30 protein-coding genes and 3 pseudogenes are annotated in these 23163 nt (G+C 58.3%); 16 read left to right on the top strand and 17 right to left on the bottom strand.

The features are described from left to right. Position 1 precedes the first annotated feature (1 nt). The 6 genes and pseudogenes from FYM52_RS14695 to FYM52_RS14670 form a co-directional block, all read right to left on the bottom strand. Positions 2–1025, bottom strand: a pseudogene (locus FYM52_RS14695) (SulP family inorganic anion transporter); the annotation flags it as partial. Between the two features lie 306 nt (positions 1026–1331). Continuing rightward, complete coding sequence (locus FYM52_RS14690; protein ID WP_034372897.1) at positions 1332–1685, bottom strand: hypothetical protein; 354 nt, start codon at positions 1683–1685, stop codon at positions 1332–1334. Between the two features lie 209 nt (positions 1686–1894). Continuing rightward, positions 1895–3115: a replication initiation protein gene (locus FYM52_RS14685; RefSeq protein WP_034372894.1), complete on the bottom strand. Its 1221-nt coding sequence runs from the start codon at positions 3113–3115 to the stop codon at positions 1895–1897. Positions 3116–3362: 247 nt separating this feature from the next. Beyond that, positions 3363–3674 (bottom strand): ParC family partition-associated protein, encoded by a 312-nt coding sequence (gene parC, locus FYM52_RS14680; RefSeq protein ID WP_034372891.1) that lies wholly within the window; start codon positions 3672–3674, stop codon positions 3363–3365. A gap of 147 nt (positions 3675–3821) precedes the next feature. Then, on the bottom strand, positions 3822–4130 hold the full coding sequence (locus FYM52_RS14675; protein ID WP_154164639.1) for a hypothetical protein: 309 nt from the start codon (positions 4128–4130) through the stop codon (positions 3822–3824). Then, a complete protein-coding gene (locus FYM52_RS14670) occupies positions 4127–4753 on the bottom strand; it encodes a ParA family protein (RefSeq protein ID WP_034372885.1) in 627 nt (208 codons plus the stop codon). Before FYM52_RS14670 ends, FYM52_RS14675 begins: the two co-directional genes overlap by 4 nt. Positions 4754–4949: 196 nt before the next feature. Between FYM52_RS14670 and FYM52_RS14665 the strand changes: the two genes are divergently transcribed. The 8 genes and pseudogenes from FYM52_RS14665 to FYM52_RS14630 all read left to right on the top strand — a co-directional run. Further along, positions 4950–5504, top strand: coding sequence for a hypothetical protein (locus tag FYM52_RS14665; RefSeq protein ID WP_034372882.1), 555 nt, complete (start codon positions 4950–4952; stop codon positions 5502–5504). Position 5505: 1 nt separating this feature from the next. Then, positions 5506–5709 carry a hypothetical protein gene (locus FYM52_RS14660; RefSeq protein ID WP_034372879.1) on the top strand — a complete coding sequence of 68 codons (204 nt, stop codon included), beginning with the start codon at positions 5506–5508 and terminating at the stop codon, positions 5707–5709. Positions 5710–5757: 48 nt separating this feature from the next. Then, positions 5758–6327 (top strand): HAD family hydrolase, encoded by a 570-nt coding sequence (locus FYM52_RS14655; protein WP_034372876.1) that lies wholly within the window; start codon positions 5758–5760, stop codon positions 6325–6327. Positions 6328–6332: 5 nt separating this feature from the next. Next, positions 6333–6860: a 3'-5' exonuclease gene (locus FYM52_RS14650; RefSeq protein ID WP_341271473.1), complete on the top strand. Its 528-nt coding sequence runs from the start codon at positions 6333–6335 to the stop codon at positions 6858–6860. A 127-nt stretch (positions 6861–6987) separates the two neighbouring features. Then, complete coding sequence (locus FYM52_RS14645; protein WP_034372871.1) at positions 6988–7269, top strand: type II toxin-antitoxin system RelB/DinJ family antitoxin; 282 nt, start codon at positions 6988–6990, stop codon at positions 7267–7269. Next, entirely contained in the window at positions 7241–7570 is a 330-nt protein-coding gene (locus FYM52_RS14640) for a type II toxin-antitoxin system YafQ family toxin (protein WP_034372868.1), read from the top strand. The genes FYM52_RS14645 and FYM52_RS14640 overlap by 29 nt, the downstream gene beginning before the upstream one ends. Next, on the top strand, positions 7567–7956 hold the full coding sequence (locus FYM52_RS14635; RefSeq protein WP_154164638.1) for a hypothetical protein: 390 nt from the start codon (positions 7567–7569) through the stop codon (positions 7954–7956). The genes FYM52_RS14640 and FYM52_RS14635 overlap by 4 nt, the downstream gene beginning before the upstream one ends. A 17-nt stretch (positions 7957–7973) precedes the next feature. Beyond that, a pseudogene (locus FYM52_RS14630) lies at positions 7974–8345 on the top strand (integrase core domain-containing protein); the annotation flags it as partial. On the opposite strand, the gene FYM52_RS14625 reads toward FYM52_RS14630, so the two are convergent. Together FYM52_RS14625 and FYM52_RS14620 are read right to left on the bottom strand one after the other, a co-directional pair. Then, positions 8342–9337, bottom strand: coding sequence for an arsenic resistance protein (locus tag FYM52_RS14625; protein WP_071038021.1), 996 nt, complete (start codon positions 9335–9337; stop codon positions 8342–8344). The pseudogene FYM52_RS14630 and the gene FYM52_RS14625 overlap by 4 nt on opposite strands. A 225-nt stretch (positions 9338–9562) precedes the next feature. Beyond that, positions 9563–10102: a thiol:disulfide interchange protein DsbA/DsbL gene (locus tag FYM52_RS14620; RefSeq protein WP_154164637.1), complete on the bottom strand. Its 540-nt coding sequence runs from the start codon at positions 10100–10102 to the stop codon at positions 9563–9565. Here FYM52_RS14620 and mobV point away from each other — a divergent pair. The 5 genes and pseudogenes from mobV to FYM52_RS14595 all read left to right on the top strand — a co-directional run. Continuing rightward, positions 10019–10858 (top strand): MobV family relaxase, encoded by an 840-nt coding sequence (gene mobV / locus FYM52_RS14615; protein ID WP_370513855.1) that lies wholly within the window; start codon positions 10019–10021, stop codon positions 10856–10858. The genes FYM52_RS14620 and mobV overlap by 84 nt on opposite strands. A 396-nt stretch (positions 10859–11254) precedes the next feature. Further along, entirely contained in the window at positions 11255–11455 is a 201-nt protein-coding gene (locus FYM52_RS14610) for a hypothetical protein (RefSeq protein WP_154164635.1), read from the top strand. Between the two features lie 22 nt (positions 11456–11477). Continuing rightward, positions 11478–11705 carry a hypothetical protein gene (locus FYM52_RS14605; RefSeq protein WP_154164634.1) on the top strand — a complete coding sequence of 76 codons (228 nt, stop codon included), beginning with the start codon at positions 11478–11480 and terminating at the stop codon, positions 11703–11705. A 622-nt stretch (positions 11706–12327) separates the two neighbouring features. After that, positions 12328–12759, top strand: coding sequence for a DUF6530 family protein (locus FYM52_RS14600; protein WP_154164633.1), 432 nt, complete (start codon positions 12328–12330; stop codon positions 12757–12759). Positions 12760–12954: 195 nt separating this feature from the next. Next, a pseudogene (locus tag FYM52_RS14595) lies at positions 12955–13092 on the top strand (IS3 family transposase); the annotation flags it as partial. Here FYM52_RS14595 and FYM52_RS14590 read toward each other — a convergent pair. The 4 genes from FYM52_RS14590 to phnC are packed head-to-tail and all read right to left on the bottom strand — an operon-like array spanning position 13089 to position 16589. Beyond that, the gene (locus tag FYM52_RS14590) at positions 13089–14084 is read right to left on the bottom strand and encodes a phosphonate dehydrogenase (RefSeq protein ID WP_154164632.1); all 996 of its coding nucleotides are present in this window, start codon (positions 14082–14084) and stop codon (positions 13089–13091) included. The pseudogene FYM52_RS14595 and the gene FYM52_RS14590 overlap by 4 nt on opposite strands. 17 nt (positions 14085–14101) lie before the next feature. Then, positions 14102–14902 carry a phosphonate ABC transporter, permease protein PhnE gene (gene phnE / locus FYM52_RS14585; protein WP_154164631.1) on the bottom strand — a complete coding sequence of 267 codons (801 nt, stop codon included), beginning with the start codon at positions 14900–14902 and terminating at the stop codon, positions 14102–14104. Then, on the bottom strand, positions 14899–15774 hold the full coding sequence (gene phnD / locus FYM52_RS14580) for a phosphate/phosphite/phosphonate ABC transporter substrate-binding protein (protein ID WP_162524742.1): 876 nt from the start codon (positions 15772–15774) through the stop codon (positions 14899–14901). The genes phnE and phnD overlap by 4 nt, the downstream gene beginning before the upstream one ends. Then, on the bottom strand, positions 15768–16589 hold the full coding sequence (phnC, locus tag FYM52_RS14575; RefSeq protein WP_154164630.1) for a phosphonate ABC transporter ATP-binding protein: 822 nt from the start codon (positions 16587–16589) through the stop codon (positions 15768–15770). The genes phnD and phnC overlap by 7 nt, the downstream gene beginning before the upstream one ends. 216 nt (positions 16590–16805) lie before the next feature. Between phnC and FYM52_RS14570 the strand changes: the two genes are divergently transcribed. Continuing rightward, on the top strand, positions 16806–17666 hold the full coding sequence (locus FYM52_RS14570; protein WP_238826232.1) for a LysR substrate-binding domain-containing protein: 861 nt from the start codon (positions 16806–16808) through the stop codon (positions 17664–17666). On the opposite strand, the gene FYM52_RS14565 is transcribed toward FYM52_RS14570, so the two are convergent. From FYM52_RS14565 to FYM52_RS14550, 4 genes are all read right to left on the bottom strand, one after another. Next, complete coding sequence (locus FYM52_RS14565; protein ID WP_154164629.1) at positions 17663–18415, bottom strand: endonuclease domain-containing protein; 753 nt, start codon at positions 18413–18415, stop codon at positions 17663–17665. The genes FYM52_RS14570 and FYM52_RS14565 overlap by 4 nt on opposite strands. A gap of 301 nt (positions 18416–18716) precedes the next feature. Continuing rightward, positions 18717–19031, bottom strand: coding sequence for a DNA-binding transcriptional regulator (locus FYM52_RS14560; RefSeq protein ID WP_154164628.1), 315 nt, complete (start codon positions 19029–19031; stop codon positions 18717–18719). Next, positions 19028–19366, bottom strand: coding sequence for a toxin (locus FYM52_RS14555; protein ID WP_046462669.1), 339 nt, complete (start codon positions 19364–19366; stop codon positions 19028–19030). The genes FYM52_RS14560 and FYM52_RS14555 overlap by 4 nt, the downstream gene beginning before the upstream one ends. Before the next feature lie 447 nt (positions 19367–19813). Then, positions 19814–21610 (bottom strand): MobA/MobL family protein, encoded by a 1797-nt coding sequence (locus FYM52_RS14550; RefSeq protein ID WP_154164627.1) that lies wholly within the window; start codon positions 21608–21610, stop codon positions 19814–19816. A gap of 205 nt (positions 21611–21815) precedes the next feature. Here FYM52_RS14550 and FYM52_RS14545 point away from each other — a divergent pair, with 205 nt between their 5' ends. Both FYM52_RS14545 and FYM52_RS14540 read left to right on the top strand, forming a co-directional pair. Beyond that, the gene (locus FYM52_RS14545) at positions 21816–22250 is read left to right on the top strand and encodes a conjugal transfer protein TraD (RefSeq protein WP_154164626.1); all 435 of its coding nucleotides are present in this window, start codon (positions 21816–21818) and stop codon (positions 22248–22250) included. After that, entirely contained in the window at positions 22247–22483 is a 237-nt protein-coding gene (locus tag FYM52_RS14540; RefSeq protein WP_154164625.1) for a hypothetical protein, read from the top strand. The genes FYM52_RS14545 and FYM52_RS14540 overlap by 4 nt, the downstream gene beginning before the upstream one ends. A gap of 5 nt (positions 22484–22488) precedes the next feature. Here the strand turns inward: FYM52_RS14540 and FYM52_RS14535 are convergent, their stop codons facing one another. After that, complete coding sequence (locus FYM52_RS14535; protein ID WP_154164624.1) at positions 22489–23010, bottom strand: hypothetical protein; 522 nt, start codon at positions 23008–23010, stop codon at positions 22489–22491. Between the last annotated feature and the right edge of the window lie 153 nt (positions 23011–23163).

Here is a 23163-nt window from a genome sequence, read left to right as displayed (position 1 = left end):
ACCAAGTCCTTGATAGAGCGCCAGTTGAAGGTGCCAATCGACACCATGATCATCACGGCGACCAAGGCGGCCATGGGAATCTGCTTCACCCAATCGCCAAGAAACACAACCAGTATCAGCAACACTACACCTGAGGTCAGCGTAGACAAACGCCCACGCCCCCCAGACTTCACGTTAATGACCGACTGACCAATCATGGCGCATCCGGCCATACCACCCACAAAACCTGTAGCAACGTTGGCGATACCTTGGCCGACGCATTCACGGTCTTTGTTGCTCGTAGTGTCTGTCATGTCATCCACGATGGTGGCAGTCATGAGCGATTCCAGCAGGCCAACGACACACAGGGTGGCGGAATACGGCAGGATGATTTGGAGCGTCTCCCAAGTGAAGGGGACATTGGGAATGAAGAAGCTCGGCAGGCTATCAGGGAGTGCGCCCATATCGCCAACCGTGCGAATGTCTAGACCGAGAACCACATAAGCGATGCTTAAAACAATGATGGCAACCAAAGGCGAAGGAACGGCTTTGGTGATGTAGGGCAAGCCATAAATGATGGCAAGCCCTGCAGCCGTCATCGCATAGACATGCCAAGTGACATTGGTCAGCTCCGGCAGTTGAGCCATAAAAATCAATATGGCCAATGCATTCACAAAGCCCGTCACCACGGAACGAGAGACAAACTGCATGAGCTGGCCCAAGCGTAAGAAGCCTGCCAGCATTTGGAGCACACCAGCAAGGATGGTGGCAGCTAGCAAATAGTCCAGTCCATGCTCTTTTACCAGCGTCACCATCACCAGCGCCATAGCACCAGTAGCGCCTGAAATCATGCCAGGCCGCCCGCCAACAAAAGCAATCAGCGTGGCAATCGCAAAGGAGGCATACAGACCCACCTTGGGGTCAACGCCAGTAATGATGGAAAAAGCAATGGCCTCCGGAATAAGTGCCAAGGCAACAACGACGCCCGCCAGCAAATCGCCACGGACATTAGAGAACCACACGGTTCTGATTTTTTCAATAGACATAGGTATACCGCCCTCAGCAAAGAGGGGAGGACGCGCAAAGGCACCCTTGATGCGGCTGGAACGACCAGAGCCTCACGTCAGAGGGGGATGTCAAGGGCAAAGCCCGCCCACATTCCCCCGCGACGTGTGGGGCAAGACCCCACGCGGGAAGCCGAAACCGAAGGGGTTTCGGTCGCCGGGACGGCGAAAGCGGCAGGCCGACCGACAGGGAGGGAAGATCGAAGCCCGCAGGGGTCGAGACTCGGCACGAGGCTCGATGCGAAGCACGAGAGCCCGGTCGATGCGCAGCAGCGAGCCGCCCGAATTTCACTGCGGCCGAACTGGACGACGCTGGCCAGCCACACCGGCACCGGACGAAAGCAGCTTGACGGCCTTCACGAAGTCGATACCCAACAGGTGCATCACGAGGTCGATGCCGCCACCTCCACCCTTCCCTGCGCGCACGTCAAACCACTTGAGGCCCGTCACCAGAACTTCCCAAGCAAAGCCCGAGGGCGACGACAAAAACAGCCGCACCGTCCGCTTGTCCTTCTCCGGCACGAAGTCAGGATCGCGACGCCAGAACAACTGACCATCATCGCGCAGCTTGTCGAGCACCTGCGACAGCGGCATCTCTCGCACCCATGCGAGCGTTTCATCGTCAAAAGACCGTCGAGCCATACGCTACATCCTCCGAACTCCATTCAACCGACACGGCCGCCACGCCGAAAAGTGACAGGGGGGCCGCGCTGACGCGCGGCGAAACACCCTCCGGGCTTCGCCCTGCGCGCGGGATGATGGATAAGTCCTGCGGACTTACCCACAACCCACTTGCGGCTACTCGCGTTTGAAAAACGCTGGGGCTACTCAAAACCAAAACCAGCTCCATCTCAGCCATCCAGCACAGGCACGACACCCGGCCCAGCAGGAAACAGCTCAAGGGACACCGAAGCAGCACCCGGAACCCCGGCCCCCTGCGGGGCGGCAGTTACCTGATGTGCACCATGTTTAACATCCTCGGCCTTGCCCGAAGCGCCCCCCAAAATCGCCACGGCGACGGGCTTGAGCACTTCTTCGAGCACATGCTTGTAGGTGGCCACCGTCTGCCTTGTGAGGCCCGCCACGCGGCCGATAGCGGCTTGCGTGAGGGCTTCGCCCTTCTGTTGCAGCAGGCGGCACGCGGCGCGCACCTTGGACTCGGTGGCCTTGTGGCGCACGTCGTGGGTGCGGGCGGCGGCGAGGCGCTGCCGCTCGATCAGCGGCAAGTCCTTGTCGAGCTGCATCACGCCCCGGTGGCACCGGCCGCAGCCGGTGTAGCGATCCCACGTCCAGCGGGCGACCGACTTCACCGTGGCCTTGAGTGAGGACTGGGCCAGGTTGTCCATGAAGCCCAGCTTCTGGAAGCTGTTGCGGTTGTGCGCATAGGCTTCGAGCAGCCGCGTGAAGGTGGCAAAAGAGCCGCGCTCGCGCTCACGGTTCACGATGGAATAGGCGTAGTGGCGCAGGTGCTCGAAGAGGATGCAGTGCCGGGAATGGCTCACCTCGTCGAACTGCGGCCCCTTCCCCCACGGGCTGGACACAGCCAAGTCCACGTAGTCGGCCAACTCCCCCAGCTCGTAGACGTGGGCGTGCAGCTCGTGCGTCAGCCACCAAGGATGGCCGGGCGTCTTGGCCACGGGGCCGCTGTGGAAGTCGGTGTCGGCATCGAGCCGGGCAGCGAAGGCCTCGTAGACGGCCTTCATGTACGCGATGGGCTTGCTGCGGGCGGCCTCGGTCGTGCAGACCGGGGGAATCGCGTAGTAGAGGTGGCTGTGGCCGCTTTGGCGGTTGCGGACGATCAGATTGGGAGCAGGAAGCCCAGCGTCCTCCCAGATCATCGCCTTGGTGTGGTCGAGGTCGAAGATCAGCCAGCTCACAAAGCCGGGCCGATTGACCTGCATGTAGGGGTAGCGAATGGCGTATTCGCGCGGCCGGACGCGGGTGGCCGTCTTGTCGTCAGAGCAACGCGGCAGATAGGGCGCTTCCGTGAGCACGCGATTGAGCGCGGTGCCCGACTGGAAAAAGCGATCTGCGGTCTGGTTGTCTCGTGTCTGTGCCGTTGTACCTGCCATAACCCCTCATCACACGTCCCGTAGGGGCGTGCGCACGCTTGCGTGCAGGGGCTAAGACTCGTACAATGGAAGCACTTTCAGTCGCTTTATTGCACTGGTACAGAGTTCACCCGCCAAAGCGAACGCTGTATTTGTCTGGGCACCCTGCCCGGTTTATCTGTCAAGGCCCGCTCGCCAAAGCGGGCTTTGTCGTTTCTGACTCTCCAGTTTTCTGCTGTCTGGTCAGCTCTCTCCTTTGCCATGACGGTCACTCGTCGGCATCCAAAGACGCCGGGGCTTGCTTGTAGCCGCGCACCATCGTCTTGGGCACCCAGTGCTCCGTGTTCACATCAAACTTCATGATCCCGTAGCCCTGCAAAACGCTTGCAGCGCCGTCGAGACTCTGGAAGTACCGAAGGCCGCCACGGGCAGCACCCAGCACTCGCTCATTCATTCCGGCCCGCACCACGATCAGAAGGCCCTTGTCACCGGGTTCCACTCGGGCGGCGGAAACCGACCCAGCGGCGATGAGTTCCTTCAAAACCTTCGGCGCGACCACACTAGCAGTTGTCGTCAGCATCGTTTATACCCTATACCGCGCCCAATCGCAACAATATCAGAATTCGTTGCGCCTGTCGCTGCATGGTGTTGGTGTCGTCACTTGTATGGACTATAGTCCATACTGGAAATCGTTATATATATACATAGATAGGTATATATATACCTATCAGCCCTTGAGGAAGGCTTCCAGCGCCTCGATCACGATGTCCTTCTCCGTGACCCTGCCGCCCTTCTGCTTGGATCGTGCGAGCGCTTCCTCGCGCAGCCGATCAGCCAGCTCTTCGGGGAAGTTGAAGATTTTTTGCACCCGAGCGCGGCCGTAGCGCGGCCCTTCCTCGACCACGGGCGGTGTTGCAGCCGGTGGCGCAGCAACTGGTGCCGCAGCAGGCTTTTCGGCGCGATCAGCAGCGCCGCTTTCCAAAAACTCGTTCAAGTCTTTGCGCTGGGCAAAGCCGATGTCGGGTTTTGCCTTCATGCCATCACCTCGCGGAAGAACGCTTCCATCTCGCTGATCGCGGCTTGGTCGCGGCCAAGCTCCTGCACCGTAGCGCCTTCGCCGATGGCACGCCGGAAGGCAACGCGCTCGCAGACCTTGGTGGGCAGCACGGTCAACTTCTGCTCGGCCAAGAATTCCAGCATCTCAGCCGCATCCTTGGTGCGGGGATCGACACGGGTCAGCAGCACGCGCACGTCCAGCTCCGGGTTGTAGTCACGGGCCAGCTCGACGACTTCGAGCAAGTCGGTCATCGCGGCGGCGTCAAGGTTGGACGCACCGACCGGGATCACGGCTCGCTGGGCCAGCAGCAGCGCGGAGCGCAGACCAACAGAATCACGGCCGCCTGCATCGACGACAACGTGCTCAAAGCCGGTGGCCAGTTGCTTGCCCTCGGCCAAGATCGCCTTGCCAGCGAGGCAGGTGGTAGTGGGCGACGGGTCGTACTGCGTCTCACGACGCCATGCGGCCCAGCTCGCGGCCGAGGCCTGCGGGTCGCCGTCGATGAGCAGCGTCTTGCCCTGACGGGCCAGCATCACTGCCAGATGTACGGCGGTCGTGGTCTTGCCGACGCCGCCCTTGGTGTTGACACACGCGAAGATCATGGGTGCTCCTATCTATGTATATACATACCAATGGGCAGCGCGGCGGCTGGCCCTCGACCTGCCGGGTGCATCCCCGGCCCTGTGACTCGGTAAGTATATATATACCTACCGACCGCAAGCGAATAGTAGCAGACTTTTGAGCTTTTGCGTATAGTTCTACACATACGCAACCAACTAGAAGAAGAGAACGCAGCCCATGCAGTTCAAGACCGTCCGCCACCGTGACCAAGATGGCAACTACCACGATGGCAAAACCGTCCAATGCCTGCGCCGCGTCCGCGAGGTAACGCCGGATTTCCCCGAGGGGAAGAACGTGCAGCGCGTGGTGGCCAAGTTCGACCGCGCAGCGCGCGAACTACCTGCCGACGTGGCCGCCATCCTCACCCCGGCCGAGCAGGAAGAGTGGAAAGAGTGGCGCGTCAAACAGGACGAAGAGCACTTGAAGTCGGTAGCCCAGTACGAACTCGACACGCTGGCCGAGCGCTTAGGCGTCATTCGCACCGGCATCCAAAAGGGCTATGCCGCCACCGACAGCAAGAACGCCGTCGCGATCCGCACCGGGGCCAGAGCGGTGTTGCGCTTGCTCGCCGACCTGATGCCCGAGCCGGTGAAGGGACGGCCGGTGATTGAAGAAGAGTTCGAGCTGGTCATGCTGCCCAACTTCGCCACGCCCGGCACCCCGGAATTCGATTCCTACCAGCGGCTGCTCGAAGAGCACGAGCGCCGCAAAGCTCAAGACCAAGGAGGCTGACATGCGCTTTTGGACATTCGACCCCAACACCTGCCGCTTCGAGCGCGCGAGCAAGCAAGCCGCTTTGCACGCCGCCGACGTGGCTGTGGTCAACGACGACAGCGACGTGCAGGTCATCAGCGATCACCAGCCGCCCAAGCGCTGGCCCAGCGGCGAGCCGCTGGTGGTAGCTGGCGTCGAGTTCGAGCGCGAGCTGTTCGAGTAGGTATGTAGGTATATAGGTATATAGGTATATAGGTAGGTATATATATACATGAAGCCCACGAGAGCCATTGTCTTTGACGCCTTCGGCACCCTGATCCGCTACACCACGCGCCCGGCACCCTACGGGCGTCTGGTGGACACGGCAGGGCGGCCGGTGGATCGGCTCGCCTGCCTCACGCGCAACGTGCCGATGGCGACCATCGCCGTCGAGCTGGGCGCAGAGAGCAGCTTGGACATCATGGAAGCAGACTTGGCCGAAGAGCTGTCCGGCCTGCGCCTGTTTCCCGAGGTGGCCGACGTGCTCTCCAAAGCGCGGGCCGCAGGCCTGCGGCTTGCCGTCTGCTCGAACCTTGCCTATGAGTACGGCCCGGCCGTGCGCAGCCTCGTGCCCGAGCTGGACGCCTACGTGCTCTCCTACGAGGTCGGGGTGGCCAAGCCACACCCGACGATGTACCGGCTCGCGTGCGCCGAGCTGGGTTGCGCTCCGGCCGAGACGGTTTTCGTGGGCGACAGCAAGCGCTGCGACTTTGACGGGCCGCAGGCCTTCGGGATGCAGGCGCGCTGGCTGGATCGCAGGGGAGGGCAGTCGCTGGTCGATGCCCTCGCGGGGATTCTGTGACTCCGGTGCTGGTCATCGACCTTGAGGCCACCTGCGACGATGCCGATGGCCTCCCGGCAAGCGATATGGAGATCATTGAGATCGGCGCGGTGTGGGCCACCGCTGAGGGCAGCGTACTCGACACGTTTCAGGCGCTGGTGCGCCCCGTGGTACGCCCTCAACTCACGCCGTTCTGTCGGCAGCTCACCAACATCCAGCAGGCCGACGTGGACGGGGCCTTGCTGTTCCCGACCGTTGCAGCAAGGCTGGCCAGCTTCGCCCAACGGCATCAGGCACCGGGCGCAACATGGGGCAGTTGGGGCCAATTCGATGCCAAGCAGCTTGCCCGCGATTGCGAGCGGCACGGTATCCAGAACCCGCTCGCAGCGTTCGAGCATGTCAACCTCAAGCGCCGGTTTGCCAAAGCCCGCAAGATCAAGGAAGTGGGGATGGCCCGCGCGTTGCAGATGGTGGGCCTGCCGCTCGATGGCTCGCACCATCGCGGCCTCGACGATGCCCGCAACATCGCCAAGCTCCTTCCGTGGTCGCTGTAGGTAGGTATATATATACCTACCTATATACCTACATGCACGCATGAAGCCGGGGGGGAGGGGTGTCGCCTTGCGATTGTGCGCGGCGTGCGATACAATGTATCTCAATCAGTCGCAATAGGAGGCCGTCATGGCTGCTACCACCACTATGGTTCACGTTCGCGTGGACGAGAACGTCAAGGCGCAGGCTGCGGAAACGCTGGCCTCGATGGGCCTGACCGTCTCCGATGCGATCCGCGTTTTCCTGACCCGCGTCGTCGCCGACAAGGAACTGCCTTTCGCGCTCAAGGCACCGAACGCCACCAGCCGCGTCGCCATCGCCGAGGCCAGCGAGATCATCAAGAGCCGTCGCGCTCGCTTCGCAACCGCTGATGCTCTGCTGAATGACCTCGAAGAAGCCAGCCGCAAGTAAGCGGGCGAACCTGCCTCGCGCGTCGGACTACACCAAGGACTTCCTCAAGGACTGGCAGCGCCTGTCCCACTCAGGCCGGTACGACATGAACCGGCTGAAAGAGGCCATGACGCTGCTGATCGCCAACGACGGGCCGCTGCCGCCTGAATGGCTCGACCACCCGCTGACGGGTGACTGGGCAGGCCATCGTGAGTGCCACATCGGCGGCGACTTCCTGCTGATCTACACGCTCGACGACTCGGGCAAAAGCGGCTTGGTCGTTTTCGTGCGCAGCGGGACGCATTCCGAGCTGTTCTCGTGAGCCTGCATCCAACCCTCGACCCTCAACTGACCGGCAACGTCGGTCTGTACTACTGCTGCTACCGGCTCTCGCTGATGGGCTGGAACGTCATGCCCACGGCGCGCAACGCGCGAGGGGTAGACATCATTGCCTACAGCCGGGATGCCTCCCGGTTCGTGGGTGTGCAGGTGAAGGCCCTGAGCAAGCGCAACCCGGTGCCGCTGGGCACGTCGCTCGACAAGGTGATGGGCGACTTCTGGATCATCGTGAACAAGGTGGCCACCGCGCCCTCGGCCTACATCATGCTGCCGTCCGAGGTGATAGAGCGCGCACACCGTGGCGAGAAAGAGGGCAGGGTGTTCACGACCTACACATTTGGGGGCTGGACACAAAACAGGCGGCAATGACGGCACACTTGGTGATTGCAAGGCGGCCTTCAAGTGACACGGAGCTCATTCATCACTCCGACAGGGGCAGTCAGTACGTTTCCATTCGCTACACAGAACGTTTAGAGGAAGCTGGCCTGATGCCTTCGGTGGGTAGCACTGGCGACTCTTATGACAACGCCTTGGCCGAAACCATCAACGGCTTGTACAAAACGGAGGTGATCTACAAACGAGGGCCGTGGAAAACACGGGAATCACTGGAGCTGGCAACCCTGCAATGGGTGCACTGGTTCAACCATGACAGGCTGCTGGAATCCATAGGGCATATACCGCCAGCGGAAGCTGAGGCAAACTACTGGCGGCAAGTTGCCAATACCGTGCAGGCTAACGCCTGCACTTCAACAAACTAGCCTCCACCAAACCCGGTGCGATTCAGTTTCAGTGTTTTTACTCCGAATCTCGGCATGATGCGCACGTAGACTAGTTCGGCGAGCAGTTCAATCAGCGTCTGCGTGACGATCACTGCAGGCAGCACAGGGATCGCCTCGGGAATCGAGAGTGCAAAGGGCAAGACCACCAAGGAGTTCCGGGTGCCGGCGCTGAAGGCGACGGATCGGGCTTGCGCCGTCTCAAGCCGAAACGTTCTTGCGACTGACCAGCCCACCAACGGAGCGACGGCAGCAAAGGCGACGTACAACGGCGTTACGCTAAGGGCAACTTGGAATGCTGGTCCGAGCTGCGGAACAAAAGCGGCAATCACGACGAAAAGCACCAACGCTGTTGCAGGCACCGGCAACACCCCCAACAGCGCCACCGCCTTCGCGCCCTCCGCCTTGCGAGAGGCCCACACTTGAACGAGACCCGCTAGCAGCAGCGGCACTGCGATCAGCCACGCGAACGCGTGGACGAACGGCCCCATCTGCACCAGTCCTTTGGCGTCGTTGCCAAGGAAGAGACCCAGGTAAGCGGGCAGCAGGAGCATTTGAACAATGAGCAGCACGGGCGTCGCTGCGAGCAGTGACTGCGCATCCGCACGGCCAAGGTGGGAGAAAGTAACGACGTAGTCGATGCAGGGCGTCAGCAGCACGAGCAGGATTCCCAGCCGAACAATCGGTTCGTCGGGAGCGAATGTCAACAGCAGCGCCACCACGAGCGGGACGATGACAAAGTTCGCAACGACAAGAGCACCGAGAAAGCGCCCATTGCCGAAAGATCTCTTGAGATCCGCAATGGGGACTTGGAGAAACGTCACAAAAAGCATGAGCGCCAGGGCTGGATTGACCACCTCCTCCCAGCCTGTAGTCGCTGGTGCTGCAGTGATCGCGAAGACCGCAGCCGCAATCACGGTGGCGAAGTAGATCGCAATCTGGCGGCTTTCGAGAGAATCTCGGAGTTGCTGCATACGTTGGTCCGGAATTGCGAGCCAGTGCTGTTCAGGTGAGCAATGAGGCACTCCACGTCCACCCAATCTCTGTCGCCTGCACCTGCCCAAACGGCAGCACGATCAAGGACGAGGCTCAATACAGCGCGTCCACTTCACTAGGGTCAAATTTGTCCAGACACGTTTGCTGGTCGCCTAGGTCCAGCGAGCGTGCGCGTGGCGTCGCCCCAAAGCGGCACACCCTCCTCATCGCGCCTTCTTGGCCAGCGCGATCAGATGGTCGGCGACATCCATCGAGCGTGCGTTCGAGCCGGCTTGGGGACCGGAGGTAAGCCATCTGCCGTCCACGCCGAGCGAAGGCGTGCCTTCGATTTTGTAGCCACCCGCCAATGCGGTTGCCTGCTTGACCTTGCCGGCGACAGCGAACGAGCTCATGGTCTCCACGAGGCGTTTGCCGTCGGCACCGTTCTTCGCGGCGAAGGCCGCGATATCTGCGGGCGTTGCAAGCCGTTGCTTGCCACCGTGGATGGCCTGGAACACCTTCCCATGCAACTGCTCAACAAGGCCCATCGTCTCCAGTGCGAAGTAGAGCTGCTGATGGATCACAAAGTCCTCGCGGAAGGCGACCGGGATGCGGCGGAACAGGACATCCTGCGGCAATTTCTTCAGCCAGGCCTCTAGCGCTGGCTCAAATGCACTGCAGTGCGAACAGCTGCGGTTGTGGCCATCGAGCTGGTGCTGTCGATGACGCCGGAATGGTTCGATGGATTGACTGAGGACAGGCATGCGTTGCGCCAGCACCCCAAGTTCATTGAGTGGGTCGATACCAGCATCGCATGGGCTCGGAAGGAGTTTGGGCAGAACGTCATCGACGTGGCTGTGCACATGGATGAGAGTAGTCCTCATATGCATGTGCTGGCGGTTCCATTGACGCAGGAAGGTCGGCTGTGCGCCAAGGAGGTTCTGGCCCGGACGGAGTTGATGCGCCGCCAGACCTCCTATGCCAAGGCAATGGAGCCTTTTGGGGTTCAGCGCGGGGTGCCTGCAAAGGTGACCAAGCGCCGGCACATCAAGCTCACGGAAAAGCCGCAGGGAGGTGGCAAGGCCTCGGAGCTGGCCGCCCAGCTTGCGGCCGCCAACAGCACCATCGCCCAGCTGCAGCAGCAGGTCCAGCAGTTGCAGGGCCTCAACGTCGACTACAGCCGCCAAATCACAGCCCTGGAGAAGCGCATCGAGCAGGCTCAACGGCTGGCAACGTTTGAGAAACAGATCAAGGCTGAGATGGCGGCTAAGAAGCCTAGAAGAGACCTCCCAGACGATCAAGAAACGGCCATGGCGCTGTTTTTGGAGAAGCACAAGGCGTTGCCCTATTGCACCCCTCAGGAAGCTTCTGGTGGCTCTCTGGTGGCTTCTGAAGGGCGTTTTGCGGTGCTGCATCTGGGCCATGGGCGCCATGCTCTGGTCGAGTTCCCATCGGCGCAGGCTGTTCAGGAGCTGGCGCGTGGTCAGCAGCAGGGGCCTGGCAGAGCTCCAGGACGGTAAGTGATGGATGCGGTTGGACCTTCAACATCCATGGTGGAGCTGCGTTATCCAACGTTGGATATTTGTCCTGGGTGAGTGCGCTTTGTTAAAAATTGACCCCCCTTTTTAGGACGCACTACAGGCTTTGAACGATCACTGGTTTGTGGATTTTTAGGGTTCGTATCGGTGCTGGTGATGCAGGAACTATGGCGTGCTCGGCAGAAGGGACTAATCATGGTTCTGGTTGGCAGTTGATGGATGCTGTTGGACCTTCAACATCCATGGCGGCGCTGCGTTATCCAACGTTGGATAGTTGTCCTGGGCTCGAGAGCTTTGTAAAAAATTGACCCCCCCTCTTAGCGCTTCACTAAGAGCGGAAAACGCAGCAAACTGCCGGGGTTCTTTGAGCTGAAGACCATGACCGAAAACGATGACCAGCTGACGCCTAGCTTTGTGCCATTACCGCCTCTGCCACTGTCTCCAGAGCAGCGAGAGGCATTGCACTTCGAGCAGTCCATCATGTTCAAGATGGGGTTCATGCGCGGAGTGTCGCAGTCGCTCAAGGAGCAGCGATATGCAGCGATCAACGCGTTGCTGGACGAGGATGCGAGGGCCTGAGAGGCAACCAGGAACGAATGCCATGCAATACCCATACGCCACATTCTTTGATGCTGAAGGTGAAGACTTTGTGCCGGAGCAATACCGTGCCTGGAAGGCTGTCAATGACCAGTGTTTGCAGATGATTGCCCAGGGCATTGATTCGCCGGAGCTGGATGCGCTGTCGATCCAGGAAAAGCATCTTCGTGAGGTTGCCGAAGAAGCTTATGACGAGTACGTGCGCGTGCATTTCAAGCGCCATAGCCCGTAAAAATTTTGGGCTCACTACTCTGTCGAGATAGTGATACCAAACGCCCGTAGACGAAGCTTTTTAGTTCCTGGATGAAGAGCGATACAGCCAAGGATCAGTGCGAGAAAAAGGGTTGCGAGGATGATGATGAGGAGCGTCATTTTTTTTAAAAAAGTGTCTCTTTCAAAATGCCACAGATCTTCTGCAGCGCAACTTTTGTATGAGTGGCTATCGATCCTGCACCCTTCAAAACGTCATTTCTGGCCCGTTTTCTGTGCGTTCCCGAGAGAGGTCCGAAACGAGCGGTGATGTGACTCTCAGGCAAGCTCACGGATGAGGCATGAGTTGGTGTGTTCATGCATCGAGTCTGGCGTCACGACACACTCTTGTCGCGTTGCTCGTGTTGTAGCGGCCAGTGCTACATCGTCATTCGTTCAGAGTGCAATCTGTAAGGGGTGGGATTGCACAAAAAACCGCCTCTAGGGCGGTTAGGTCACGGTAATCTGCGCTTACCGAGCTATAAGTTTAGTAGCAAAAAAAGCACCCATCAGGGTGCTTTTTTTGCTACTAAAAGAAGTGACTTTACTAAAATTAGTAAAGTCAATATGATTAGTTCACCAATTTCCCAACATAGGAGGTCATCATGAAGATTCCAATGCATCTCGGTCATCGCCCAATCTTGACGGTCGAGGACTATGAAAAAATCGATGGTCCCTACAAGGATGACACTGATGCGCAAGGTCTATCTGTTGGGATTGCTCAATGGAACGGTGCTGGACGAAATGAGTTGTCTGCCAAGGTTTGGCGCCATTCAGGAGAACGCTGGTCTCGTCAGTCTGAAGAGCTTCCGCTTCACCGTGTTTTGGATTTAGCGACGCTGATTTGCAAAGCAATTCAAACTTCAGCAGGAGGTCAACCGACTCCCTTGGATGAAAAATTCAAGGTTGCTGTAGCTGACAACGGCAATGACACTTCTAGCCTTCTTGTGGCGATGGGTGCTGAGCTTGGAAAAAATCAAGAGCACATTAAAGCTAGCTTGGATCGCTTAAAGAAAGCGATATCTGAGTTGAAGTGATTCGACGACCGAGCTGCAATAACTACTTATCGCTGGCAACAAAAAAAGGCGCTTTAAGCGCCTTTTTTGCGTCTGGTGCTACCATGTGAGATACATGTATCTCAAAAGGAGTTGATGCCATGTCTGTATCTCTTCGCCTACCCCCAGAGCTGAACCAGCGTCTGAGCCTCTTGGCTGAGCAAACAGGCCGCTCTAACCAGGAAAGAAGCACGCAGCGATGTGTTTAGCTACATTGAGATGTTTTACAACCCCATCCGCAGACATTCGTCTGCGGATGGCCTGTCTCCCGTAGAGTTTGAGAGACGTCATTCCGTGAGGCTGGCAACTATCTAGGAAAGCCTGGTCGATTCAGCTCGGTGAGATGCCTCGTAGTGTGCAAGCGGCTCATTACCATTTAACGCAACGAGCAAATTTTCAGCAGCGCGCAACTCGATAGCGAGACGGACCTTCTTCACAGCCGATCCGATGTGGGGAGTGAAGACGGTGGAGGGGTGTTGCAAGAGTTCCGGATGAATCTGGCGTGGACGGTCTGCCAGCAGCCAGTCTTCCATCTCGTACACATCGGCGGCGTAGGCACCCAGGCGCTCGTCCTTGAGCGCCCGTGCCACGGCAGCCTCGTCCACAACCGAGCCTCGCCCAATGTTGACCAGGATCTGCCCCCGCCGAACACCTTCAAGCATGGTGTCATTGACGAGGTGACGCGTTACGTCCAGCAGCGGAACGGCCAGAATGACATAGTCGGATTGCGACAGGGCCTCACCCAGGCTCACCATGGTCAGGCGTTCGTCATCACCATGCGGGTCCACGCCCAGCAGTTGAGCGCACCCGAAGCCACAGAGACGGTCCACAATGGCCCGCCCAACGGCGCCAAGTCCGACGACCGCCACTATCGAGCCGTGCAACCCCATTCCGTACAGCTGGGGACGCCATCCTGCGTAGCTCTTGCGAACACTGACGTCACCTGCCAGCACATGGCGCGCGGCGGCGATGGCCAGCCCAATGGCGAGTTCTGCCGTGGGTTCTGTGAGCAGGTCAGGAACGAAGCTCACGCTGACACCGGCTTGCGCACATGCCTTGAGGTCAAAGTTGTCATACCCCTTCAGGGCGCAAGCGATGGTCTTGAGCCTGGGAGCGTGCAACAGGGTTCGCTGATCTACCCGGTCAGGCATGAACGCCATCATGGCGTCGGCGTCCTTCAGGTGGAGGTAAAGCTCTTCCTCGCTCCAGGGCTCAGGCCCTTGATTCATCACTACATCACCGGCGGATCGAAGACGCGCCAGTACCTCTTCATGAATGGGCTGCGTCACCACAATTTTCGGCATCATTACCTTCCTCTCTCTTTCTATTTCAGATGTTTGCGAAGCGCCGACCCAATGCCGTCGACCACGAGCACGCATATGAGGATGGACAGCAAAATGGCGGAGACCTCGTCGTACTTGGTCAGGCGCAGAGCTGCCATGAGTTCGAAGCCAATGCCGCCCGCACCCACGATGCCCATCACTGCCGATGCGCGAAAGTGATATTCCCATCGGTAGATGGTGATGTCCGCCAACTGGGGCAAAACCTGCGGTAACACAGCATGGGTGATGACCTGAAACCGGCTTGCGCCCGCGGCCTTAGCGGCCTCCAGAGGTTTCGGGTCCACGTGCTCTATGGCTTCGGCGTAGAACTTGGCCACCATGCCCGTGGAATGCAGGGCCAACGCCAGCAAACCAGGCAATGCCCCAAAGCCCACGGCCGCGACGAACAGAATGCCCAGGATGATTTCAGGCACAGACCGAAATGCAGCCAAGATGGTTCTGACGATTCGCCCAACCACCGCATTCGGCGCGGTGTTGGGCGCCGCCACCAGGGCCAGCGGCAACGACGCCAGAACGGTCAGCGCCGTGCCTGCGATCGACATGGCTAAGGTGTCACGCAATGGAATGACCCAGTGCTCCCAGCGCTCGAAATTCGGCGGCACCATCTCAGAGGCCAACTGCTGAATGGCAGGAGCCCCTTCGATGAAACGCTGCGCGTCAAAGAAACCGGTGACAAACAATGCCAGCGTGCAAACGAGCAGGACTACGCAGGCTGCGCCCAGCCGTTTGAGTCGCTGCTGTCCGTCGATGGCAACTATGGATTCCAAGGCTACCGATGTCATTTCATGCGTCCCAGATCAAGCTTGAGAATCTGTGCTGTGTCGCGAAGAATGTCGTAGGCCTTGTCATTGGTCGCGGCAAAGGCCTCGATACGGAATGATTTGAGAATCTCGGCGTCCTTCATCTGAAGAAAGGCGGCTCGGATGGCTTCCTTGAGCTCCGGCGTGAGATTACCTTGCATCGCAATGGGATAGTTCGGAATGGGTGCCGACAGTTCAAGTTGCACAATCTTGTTGGCATCCACCATGCCCTTTGCGATGAGGTTGTCCAGAATGGTTTTTGACAGAGCGCCGGCGGGAACCTGCCCTGCCTGAACAGCTCGGGCCACGGCATCGTGCGTGCCCAGGTGAACGGGGCGGTAGTCAGTCTCGCCGTTCAGTTGGTGGTTTTTAAGCAAGTGCGCGCGCGGTACAAGGTGACCGGACGTCGAAGCCTGATCGCCAAAGCCAAAAGGCTTTCCACGAACGTCAGCCAGGGTCTTGACCGGGCCGCCCGCCGTGGCAATGAGAACCGACTGGTAGGTCGGCGAGCCGCGCTCCACGCCAACGGCAAATGGCTCAATGTTGGGCGCCTTGGACTTGGCAAGCACGTAAGAGAACGGTCCAAAGTAGGCGACCTCGATGCGGCCGAAGCGCATGGCTTCAATCATCGACGAGTAGTCCGTGGTCACCATGACCTCGATTTCCTTCTTCAGGGTCTGCTCCAGATACCGCTTCAGAGGCTGTGCGTTCTGAATGATGGTGGCGGCGTTTTCGTCCGGCAACAGTGCAACGCGAAGCTTGGAAGGATTTTTGCCCTCGGCATGGGCGCCAAGTGGCAACAGGGCGGCCAAAGTGACGGCAGCGATAAATTGGAAACGGCGACGATTCAGCACGGTAAAAACTCCTTGGATTGAGAGGGGGAATCAAATTGACTGCCCATGTTGGCAGGTGACGACTTCGCGTACAGGGCAGACAGGGCTTCTTCCGTCAACTGCGCTGCTGTCCCGTCGAACACCACCTGGCCCTGGCGAAGGCCCACAATGCGGTCGGCGAACATGCGCGCGAGGTTGACTTGATGCAGAGTCACGATGGCCGTGAGTCGGTCTTTCTTGCAGATGTCGTGAAGCAGGGTCAACACACTCTGCGCGGTCGCCGGGTCGAGGCTGGCCACCGGCTCATCGGCCAGCAGCAGGCGGGGCTTTTGCACCAAGGCACGCGCAATGCCAATGCGTTGTTGTTGCCCACCAGACAAGGTGTCTGCCCGTGCTAGGGCTTTCTCAAGCAGGCCTACGCGGTCAATGGCCGCCAGCGCCTCCAGCTTGTCAGCCTTGCTCCAAGGCCACAACGACGCCAGAGATCCGCGGGTGGCGAGCTTGCCCATCAACACATTGGCCAGCACGCTTTGCCGCCCGATCAGGTGGTGCTGCTGGAACACCATGCCGCAGTGGCGCCGATGCTCAAGAAGGTTGCGTTTTGAGACGGTGCCGCCCGGCAGATCGGCCACCGACACCTCTCCGTCTGTGGGGCTAACCAAGCCATTGATGCTGCGCAGCAGCGTTGACTTTCCCGCGCCCGACGCGCCCAGCAGCACAAGGAACGCGCCATGCTGTACCTCCAGCGAGGTGGGCGCAAGCGCCGTGTGACCATCGGCATAGGTCACCGTGATACCCCGCAAGCTCAGATAGCTCTCGCGAATTGCAGTTTTCATAGCTCGGTTTCATTTGTTGTGGTGCGCTAGACGCACACCAGGACTCAAGTGGTCAGAGGTATCTCTCGGGAAAGAGGAGGTTCTGGAAGAAACAGCTTCAGTGGAAGCACAGCTCAAGTCTGGGTGACCAAGGTGTCATGAATATGAAACTTTCATCCCTAAAAATGAGGGCACCCATAGATCACATCAATGTCTGGACTCAGCCTCCTCGCAGCCTTGAAGGCCTTTGACGCAACGGCCCGAGCCGGCAGCATGACCGCTGCCGCGAGAGTGCTCGCTATTCAACAACCGACTGTTTCTTCACACATACAGCGCCTGGAGGTCGACTTCGGCGTGGAGCTTTTTCATCGGCGCGGGCGGCGGCTTGAACTCACGTCCTTTGGACGCACTCTGTTGGACTACACCCGGCGTACCTTCAGTGGCGAGGAAGATGCGCACGCACTGCTCGCTGCTGCGAAAAATCAATACGTAGGGCGACTGGTCATCCATGCCATCGGGCCGCACAACGTGCTGCCCGTGTTGAAGCTGTTCATGAAACAGTTCCCCCAGGTCAACGTGGCTGTTGGCGTAGGCGACTCGCGAACCATCACTGAAAAGATTCTTGACTACCAGGGAGACGTGGGCATGGTGCTCAATCACGTCGCTCACCCAGATCTATTTGGCGCGGCTTACCGTACCCAGCGATTGGTGATATTCGGCAACACCCAACACCCACTCGCGCAACGGGCCACTCTCAAACTGCGTGATCTGCAGGGTCAGAGGTTCGTCATCCGAGAGGAAGGATCGACGACCAGACGCGTGTTTGAACAAGAACTAAAGGAGCGAGGCGTCGAGGTTCAGGTTGCGCTTGAGATGGGCAGCCGCGAGTCCGTTCGAGAGGCGGTGGCGGAGGGGCTGGGCCTAGGCGTCGTGGCGGAAACAGCCTACAGGCCAGATCCTCGCCTTGTTAAGTTAACTATTTCAGACACCAGCATGGCGACACAGGTGCACTTCATCTGTAGAAAGGAGCGGCATCAAGCTCCTCTGATCTCGACCTTCCTGGGTTTGGCGCATAGCGTAAGTCAGAAAATTGCCTAGGTATGGAACTTGGATTCCATGCAGCCGTGGGGCATGGTCCGTGCATCCACCTCTGCATCCAGCTTCGCGCCATCCTTCTCCACAAACAAAACATTCTTGGCCGCTGGGTTCATCACTGGATCTGTTGAAAGCGCTTGCTGATGCTTGAGTAGCTCGTTCAACGACTTCCTAATATTTGATACAGCAGGTTCTGGCTGGATTCGCCCCAGGTACACGTCTACACGCCTCACCGCCTCCTTGGGCGTATTTAGTACCACCTTAGCGGGTATGCGCAGCACCTTATAGCCCTTCGCCACCATAGCTGCATCGCGCACTCTGTCGCGCTCCACCGCCTCGGGAGATGAATGCCAAGCGGCACCGTCGATCTCAATGATGAAAGTCCGGTTGGCAACGAAGTCCAAGCGATAGTTATCGACCTTCACTTGCATGTCTAAACGGATGTCGTCACTGGCCAAAGCGTCATCCACGGGCTTCATGCCGTGGGCATCAAGCATCGCTTTCAAGAAAGCTTTTTCCGCCACCGACTCGCACCGATCCTCGTAGTACTCGCGCCAATCAGGGTCAGCCTCGGTGCCACGAAACCGAGGCTGCGGAGGGATGCTTTCCGGCCCTGGGTTAAAGATTTCTTCGTAGAGCGTCCACGCGAAGAAAATCGTGAGCAAGAAAGCGTACGGAAAGACCAAGCCGATGAGCGCCGAGCTGATTAATAGGACAACGCGCAGCCCTGGCCGGTGGACATCTTTAGCCATATTTGGTGCTTGGATTATTCGAATACATGTAATGCGAAGCTTTCAGTGGGATTGGATCACACCGGGTTCTATTGATGTGTACTCCTTATTGAGACCAAAAAAAGCGCCTCTTGAGGCGCTTTTTTGATGACTGATCCGTGACCAATACGAGGGAATGAGAGTGCTTCGATGACCCCCAAAACGTCTCACGTATTCGCAGCTCTCAGAAGGAAAGCGTCCCCGGCAAGTGTTGACGAAGACATGTGATGCTTATCGAGATCAACAAAAAGCTCCTCAAAAGGCGCTTTTTGGGAAAATCCATTTAGACCGCAGCGAGGCGAGAAACCGTGTCCGGATACTTCTCAACCAATCGGATCAGCAATGCGGCTTGTGCATTGGGCGCTGCCCTGCCTTGCTCCCAGTTTTCCAAGGTTCGGGTTTTCGTCCTCAGGTAGCTGGCGAAGACGGGCCTGGACAGATTCAAATGCTCCCGAATCGACTTGAGTTCTGCGGACGTGATGGTGACTTCAGGCTTCAGTTCCACTTCGTGTGTTCGCAGCGTGCGCTTGCCTGCACGAGCACTGGCTAGCGCATCAAAGCCTTCGCTGAGTTCTGCAAAAAGATCGCGCTTGGTCATTTTCGGGCCTCCAATTCGTCTTTCAAAAGCTGCTTCAGGGTCGTTTTCTGCTTGGGGGTCAGGTTCTCCAGCTCGTCCTTGTCGTACAGGGTGAAGAGCCAAAACTGCGGACCACCGCTCCACCAGTAGTAGATGACCCGTAACCCGCCGCGAGTTCCTTTGCCTCTGCGTGGATCACCATGGCGAACTTTGCGCAGCCCGCCTGTGCCTTCAATCATGTCTCCCGCTTCAGGGTTCTTGAGCAAGCGCTCTTGGAACTCCTTGAACTCGTCATCGTTGAGGTAGGTAGCTCTGTTGCGCTCGAAGGCAGGCAATTCAACGAAGACGGCTTTCATCTAGATGATTGTACGCAAGTTGCGTATATTTTAGCTTGTCGAGATTAAAAAAGCACGTAGCGCTCATCCGTGCCGATCTAGGGTTCCGGGAACAAAAGCGGATTTAAACCAAGGCCAAAGCGCCCCCGCCAGTGGCCAATTGGCTGGTTTGCACAATCTAGGGGGGCAACACGTCCAAGAGAGTCCCATAAAAGCTCACGTATTGATCCTCTACAGAGGGAAAGGTGCTTTTGGGTCTTCACAAGATAAGGGGTCTGAGGGCGCTCCAACGATCCCCTTTTCTTCTCACGTATCCATTGCTTCTAGAGGGAAAACGACCCCGGACAACCAGGCCGGCTGCTCAACCGCTGAAGGAGACATCCAGAATTTCTGTTGCCCGCTAAAAAGCGCCTTTTGAGGCGCTTTTTTCTACTCCCGATAAAGGATAGTTACCGTGAGCTATCGCTGCTAGCGGCTCATGCCTTGATCGTTTTCGCGGTAGTTTGCCTTCTGTGTGTCCAGCAGCTTGCGTAGCTGCTGGCTGCTTACCTTGTCAGTGGTGAGGCGTGCAAGGACGGCGACGCGAACCTCCTTGGGTGATGCGTTGTAGCTGTCGATCAATTGCTTGAGTGGTTCAGGCGTGGCCTGCCACTTGCCGCCCCTGTCACTCCACCCCAACGCCTTGGCTTCGCGGCTTGCGGCCATGCTGCGGAAGTCCTTGGGCACGGCCTCCAGCTCACGCTTGGCGATTGCGGCCGCAAGCTCCTTGCGAGCCTTGTCCTGGCGCAACTGCTCCAGCTTTTCCAACTCTTCCCGGTCGTCACTTTGAGCCACGATGACACGGCTGCGGGCCTGCCTGCGTAGCTGCTGATCCTGCTCAGACACTGCCCGCGACTTGGCTTGCAGCGTCTGCAGCGCTTGCTGGCCTTGTTCAGCCTGCTGCTCTAGCTGCAGCAGCTCAGCACTGCGAAACATCCCAGCGTCATGCATCTTGACCTTGAGAGGGTGCTTCTCACGCCATGCATGCACCGCCTGCTCGGCCTTGCGCACAAAGGCTTTGGCGGCTTCTTGCTGCTTGTTCAGTTCTCGGCGCTTGGCCGTGGACTCCATGACCATGCGGTCTTGCTCGATCAGGCTATCCACGCTGGGCAATTGCCGCCGGCGAATTTCCTCGGCCAGCTCGGCGCTGGTCATCCGAGACAGGCGCTGTTTTTCGGCCTCTGCGGGGTCTAAACGGGCCACAGGCAGGCGAACAGGGGTCGGGGCAGGGGAAGGTGCCTGCACGGTGCGTTGGGCCTCTACAGCGGCTTTTTCGATCTCTATGCGCTGCGTGCGCTGGGCCTGTTTTTGCGCCAGCTCGGCTTGCGCTTGCTGCTCGGCGGCCTGCTCTTGCGCCTTCCTGGCGGCGATGTTGTCCGGGTGGTAGCGACTGCGCGGATCTGGGCCTTGGGGATTTTGTGCGGCCTGCGCCCGTTTCTGACGCTCCGCTTCCAAGCTGATGATCTCTGCCTTGACGTTGGGCACCACATTGGCGAGTTCGCGGTGTGCCTTGAATGCATCCCTGCGAGCTGCTCGCAGCTCGATCACCTTAGCCTTTCCCTGCCCACGCCATTCGCTGGGCAACTGCTTGCGCTCTGGTGCAAGCTTAATGCCGCGCTCAGCATTGCTGCGCATGTCGATGCGCTGACCGTGACCAGCCATTTCTAGGTACTCATTACAAAGAACCTGCCAGCGTTCACGGAGTTCTTTGAGTTCAGCAGCACGCTCAGCGGCGGTCAAGGTCTTGCCAGCGCTTGGGCCATAACCCTTGCGAGCACCGCCTTTTTCTGGTGCCTTTGCGTTGTAACGCTTGAAGTATTGGTCAGGATCGCGTTCGATGCCATCGCACTGACGCTCAGAAAACATCAAGTGAACGTGTGGCTGCTCTCCACCATCAGCAGCATTCGGTGTGTGAATAGCCCATTGGTAGGCGTGATGCTCTCCGATTTCTTGGCACACAAATGCACGCACCAACTCGGCCCGCTGCGTTGGCTCTAGCTCACGCGGCAAGGCGATTTCCATCTCTCGGTAGGTGGTGCCATTGACCCGCTCGAATACGTCTGCAGCATGCCAAAACTGCTGCGGCTGGGCCTTGGCCCATGCAGGCATATTGCCTGCCTCCGTGGCTTCCAGCTTCTCGCCACGCTCTAAGCGTTTGGCGTACTGGCCTTCACGGACGATGTAGGCGGCATGAGGCGCGGCTTTGCCCTTCTTGCCAACCTTCATGCTCAATCGTCCAATCGCCACGCTGATGCCTTTAATGTATTCACGCCTTTAGGCGCTGGGGTTCGGGGGCTTGCCCCTGACGCGCGTTTCTCCTTTAGGAGAAACAACTAAGCGCGCCTTCTATGGAAGGAAGCATACAGCGCATGCACACGCGCTGTCACCATTTGAATAGAATGGTGCATCACGACCAAAGGGAGTAGCACCGATGACGCAAGACAAATGGCTCAATGAGCGGCTGGCATACATTCGTGGCCTCAAAGCTCCGAATGACCAACAGCGGCTCATGCTGATTCTGGCTGAAAAAGGCACACTTAGTGCCGATGAGTCTCGAAAACTGAACGCTCTGATTAGGGCCGAAAAGGCGGCAGAGCGGGCACAGAAAGCCCGTGCCGATGTAGCTCGCATCATGAATGCGGAAAAAGCCCTACTGCGCAAGGCAAGAGATCACGAGCTGTACCAGTCTGCAGGTCTTTTGATTTTGGCTGGATTGGTGGACACCAAGACGGGTATTCCAACGATGGACAAGGGCGAACTTTTGGGCGCTTTGGTGAGCCTTGCTAATGCCAACACGCCTGCAGAAAAACGGGCCGAATGGAAAGCACGTGGTGATGCGCTGATGGCCTCAAAATCTGCCAAATGAGAGGCGGCTACTACAAAATTCCGCCGATACGTCCTGAGCTGCAAGCGGCCTACGATGAAATGAAAGCCACAGGGCAGTTTTTTGCCTTCGCAGTCTGTCAGACGTGGGATGCCAAAAGTTGGGAAGTCAACACCAAGCAAGGCAACATTTACTGTGCCCTTGATGAACGATTTTCTACCGAAGAAGAGGCGCATGCAGCAGGTGCTGCATGGCTTGAAAAGCAAGAAAAATGAGTGGTCTATCGTGCCTTTGGGGAACCTTTGGAATCGCTTTGTGACAGCTTTTCAGCCTTTTGAGCAGCTTCCTCAAAAGCGGCCAACTTCCCCTCAGCACGGGCTGCGCGCTCTGCCTGCTGTGTAGCGTGATCGCTGGAGTGTTTCAGCTCTTGCGCATGTGCAGCTTGCAGCGCCGCCATTTCTTTCGCTAGCTTGGCGTGCTCTGCACGAACCTCTGCGATGTGCAGGGCTGCTTGCTGGGTAGCGTCTGCCAATGCTTTTTCCGCACGTTCTGCACGTGCTAAAGCATCGCTGAGAGAAGCATTAGAAGCCTCTAATTTTGCGTTGGCTACTGCACCTGTTTTTGTGGCTTCTACGGCTTCTTTTTCTGCGGACTTGAGCGCTGTCTTGAGTTCAGAAATCTCGGTGCTGTAACGGGCCTCGTTGGCGTTCGCCTGGTCAATTTTGAGCTGAGCCTTCGCCAACTCAATGCGAGCTGCTTCGGCTGCTTGTTGTTCACGCTCGATGCGCTGCGCAGCCTCCATCAATGCGGTTGCTTGTTCATGTGACTTGCCAAGCAGCGTGTCCCTCTCGGTGGTGGGCGTGTCCGAACTTTTGTGTAAACGGGGCGGACTTCAGTTGACGGAGATGCGGTCTCCGAACTGAATGGTAAATCGGGTCAACGCTGCCTTCCAATC

Origin of the sequence: Comamonas sp. CAH-2 (assembly GCF_009668305.1) — a bacterium.
In the GTDB taxonomy this organism is placed as follows: domain Bacteria; phylum Pseudomonadota; class Gammaproteobacteria; order Burkholderiales; family Burkholderiaceae_C; genus Comamonas; species Comamonas aquatica.
The sequence above is the reverse complement of the archived record's forward strand: the minus strand, read 5'-3'. Positions and strand labels throughout refer to the sequence as shown.

Bases quoted from the DNA above. Each gene is read 5' to 3' on its own strand.
- phnC (WP_154164630.1), bottom strand. From the start codon at position 16,589: ATGAAAACTGCAATTCGCGAGAGCTATCTGAGCTTGCGGGGTATCACG.
- FYM52_RS14660 (WP_034372879.1), top strand. From the start codon at position 5,506: ATGCGCTTTTGGACATTCGACCCCAACACCTGCCGCTTCGAGCGCGCG.
- FYM52_RS14655 (WP_034372876.1), top strand. From the start codon at position 5,758: ATGAAGCCCACGAGAGCCATTGTCTTTGACGCCTTCGGCACCCTGATC.
- FYM52_RS14685 (WP_034372894.1), bottom strand. From the start codon at position 3,115: ATGGCAGGTACAACGGCACAGACACGAGACAACCAGACCGCAGATCGC.
- FYM52_RS14605 (WP_154164634.1), top strand. From the start codon at position 11,478: ATGCAATACCCATACGCCACATTCTTTGATGCTGAAGGTGAAGACTTT.
- FYM52_RS14620 (WP_154164637.1), bottom strand. From the start codon at position 10,102: ATGCCTGTCCTCAGTCAATCCATCGAACCATTCCGGCGTCATCGACAG.
- FYM52_RS14565 (WP_154164629.1), bottom strand. From the start codon at position 18,415: ATGGCTAAAGATGTCCACCGGCCAGGGCTGCGCGTTGTCCTATTAATC.
- FYM52_RS14610 (WP_154164635.1), top strand. From the start codon at position 11,255: ATGACCGAAAACGATGACCAGCTGACGCCTAGCTTTGTGCCATTACCG.
- FYM52_RS14625 (WP_071038021.1), bottom strand. From the start codon at position 9,337: ATGCAGCAACTCCGAGATTCTCTCGAAAGCCGCCAGATTGCGATCTAC.
- FYM52_RS14640 (WP_034372868.1), top strand. From the start codon at position 7,241: ATGACCTCGAAGAAGCCAGCCGCAAGTAAGCGGGCGAACCTGCCTCGC.
- FYM52_RS14670 (WP_034372885.1), bottom strand. From the start codon at position 4,753: ATGATCTTCGCGTGTGTCAACACCAAGGGCGGCGTCGGCAAGACCACG.
- FYM52_RS14690 (WP_034372897.1), bottom strand. From the start codon at position 1,685: ATGGCTCGACGGTCTTTTGACGATGAAACGCTCGCATGGGTGCGAGAG.
- FYM52_RS14555 (WP_046462669.1), bottom strand. From the start codon at position 19,366: ATGAAAGCCGTCTTCGTTGAATTGCCTGCCTTCGAGCGCAACAGAGCT.
- parC (WP_034372891.1), bottom strand. From the start codon at position 3,674: ATGCTGACGACAACTGCTAGTGTGGTCGCGCCGAAGGTTTTGAAGGAA.
- FYM52_RS14590 (WP_154164632.1), bottom strand. From the start codon at position 14,084: ATGATGCCGAAAATTGTGGTGACGCAGCCCATTCATGAAGAGGTACTG.
- FYM52_RS14675 (WP_154164639.1), bottom strand. From the start codon at position 4,130: ATGAAGGCAAAACCCGACATCGGCTTTGCCCAGCGCAAAGACTTGAAC.
- FYM52_RS14535 (WP_154164624.1), bottom strand. From the start codon at position 23,010: ATGGAGGCTGCGCAGCGCATCGAGCGTGAACAACAAGCAGCCGAAGCA.
- FYM52_RS14560 (WP_154164628.1), bottom strand. From the start codon at position 19,031: ATGACCAAGCGCGATCTTTTTGCAGAACTCAGCGAAGGCTTTGATGCG.
- FYM52_RS14665 (WP_034372882.1), top strand. From the start codon at position 4,950: ATGCAGTTCAAGACCGTCCGCCACCGTGACCAAGATGGCAACTACCAC.
- FYM52_RS14550 (WP_154164627.1), bottom strand. From the start codon at position 21,610: ATGAAGGTTGGCAAGAAGGGCAAAGCCGCGCCTCATGCCGCCTACATC.
- FYM52_RS14540 (WP_154164625.1), top strand. From the start codon at position 22,247: ATGAGAGGCGGCTACTACAAAATTCCGCCGATACGTCCTGAGCTGCAA.
- FYM52_RS14545 (WP_154164626.1), top strand. From the start codon at position 21,816: ATGACGCAAGACAAATGGCTCAATGAGCGGCTGGCATACATTCGTGGC.
- FYM52_RS14600 (WP_154164633.1), top strand. From the start codon at position 12,328: ATGAAGATTCCAATGCATCTCGGTCATCGCCCAATCTTGACGGTCGAG.
- FYM52_RS14645 (WP_034372871.1), top strand. From the start codon at position 6,988: ATGGCTGCTACCACCACTATGGTTCACGTTCGCGTGGACGAGAACGTC.
- phnE (WP_154164631.1), bottom strand. From the start codon at position 14,902: ATGACATCGGTAGCCTTGGAATCCATAGTTGCCATCGACGGACAGCAG.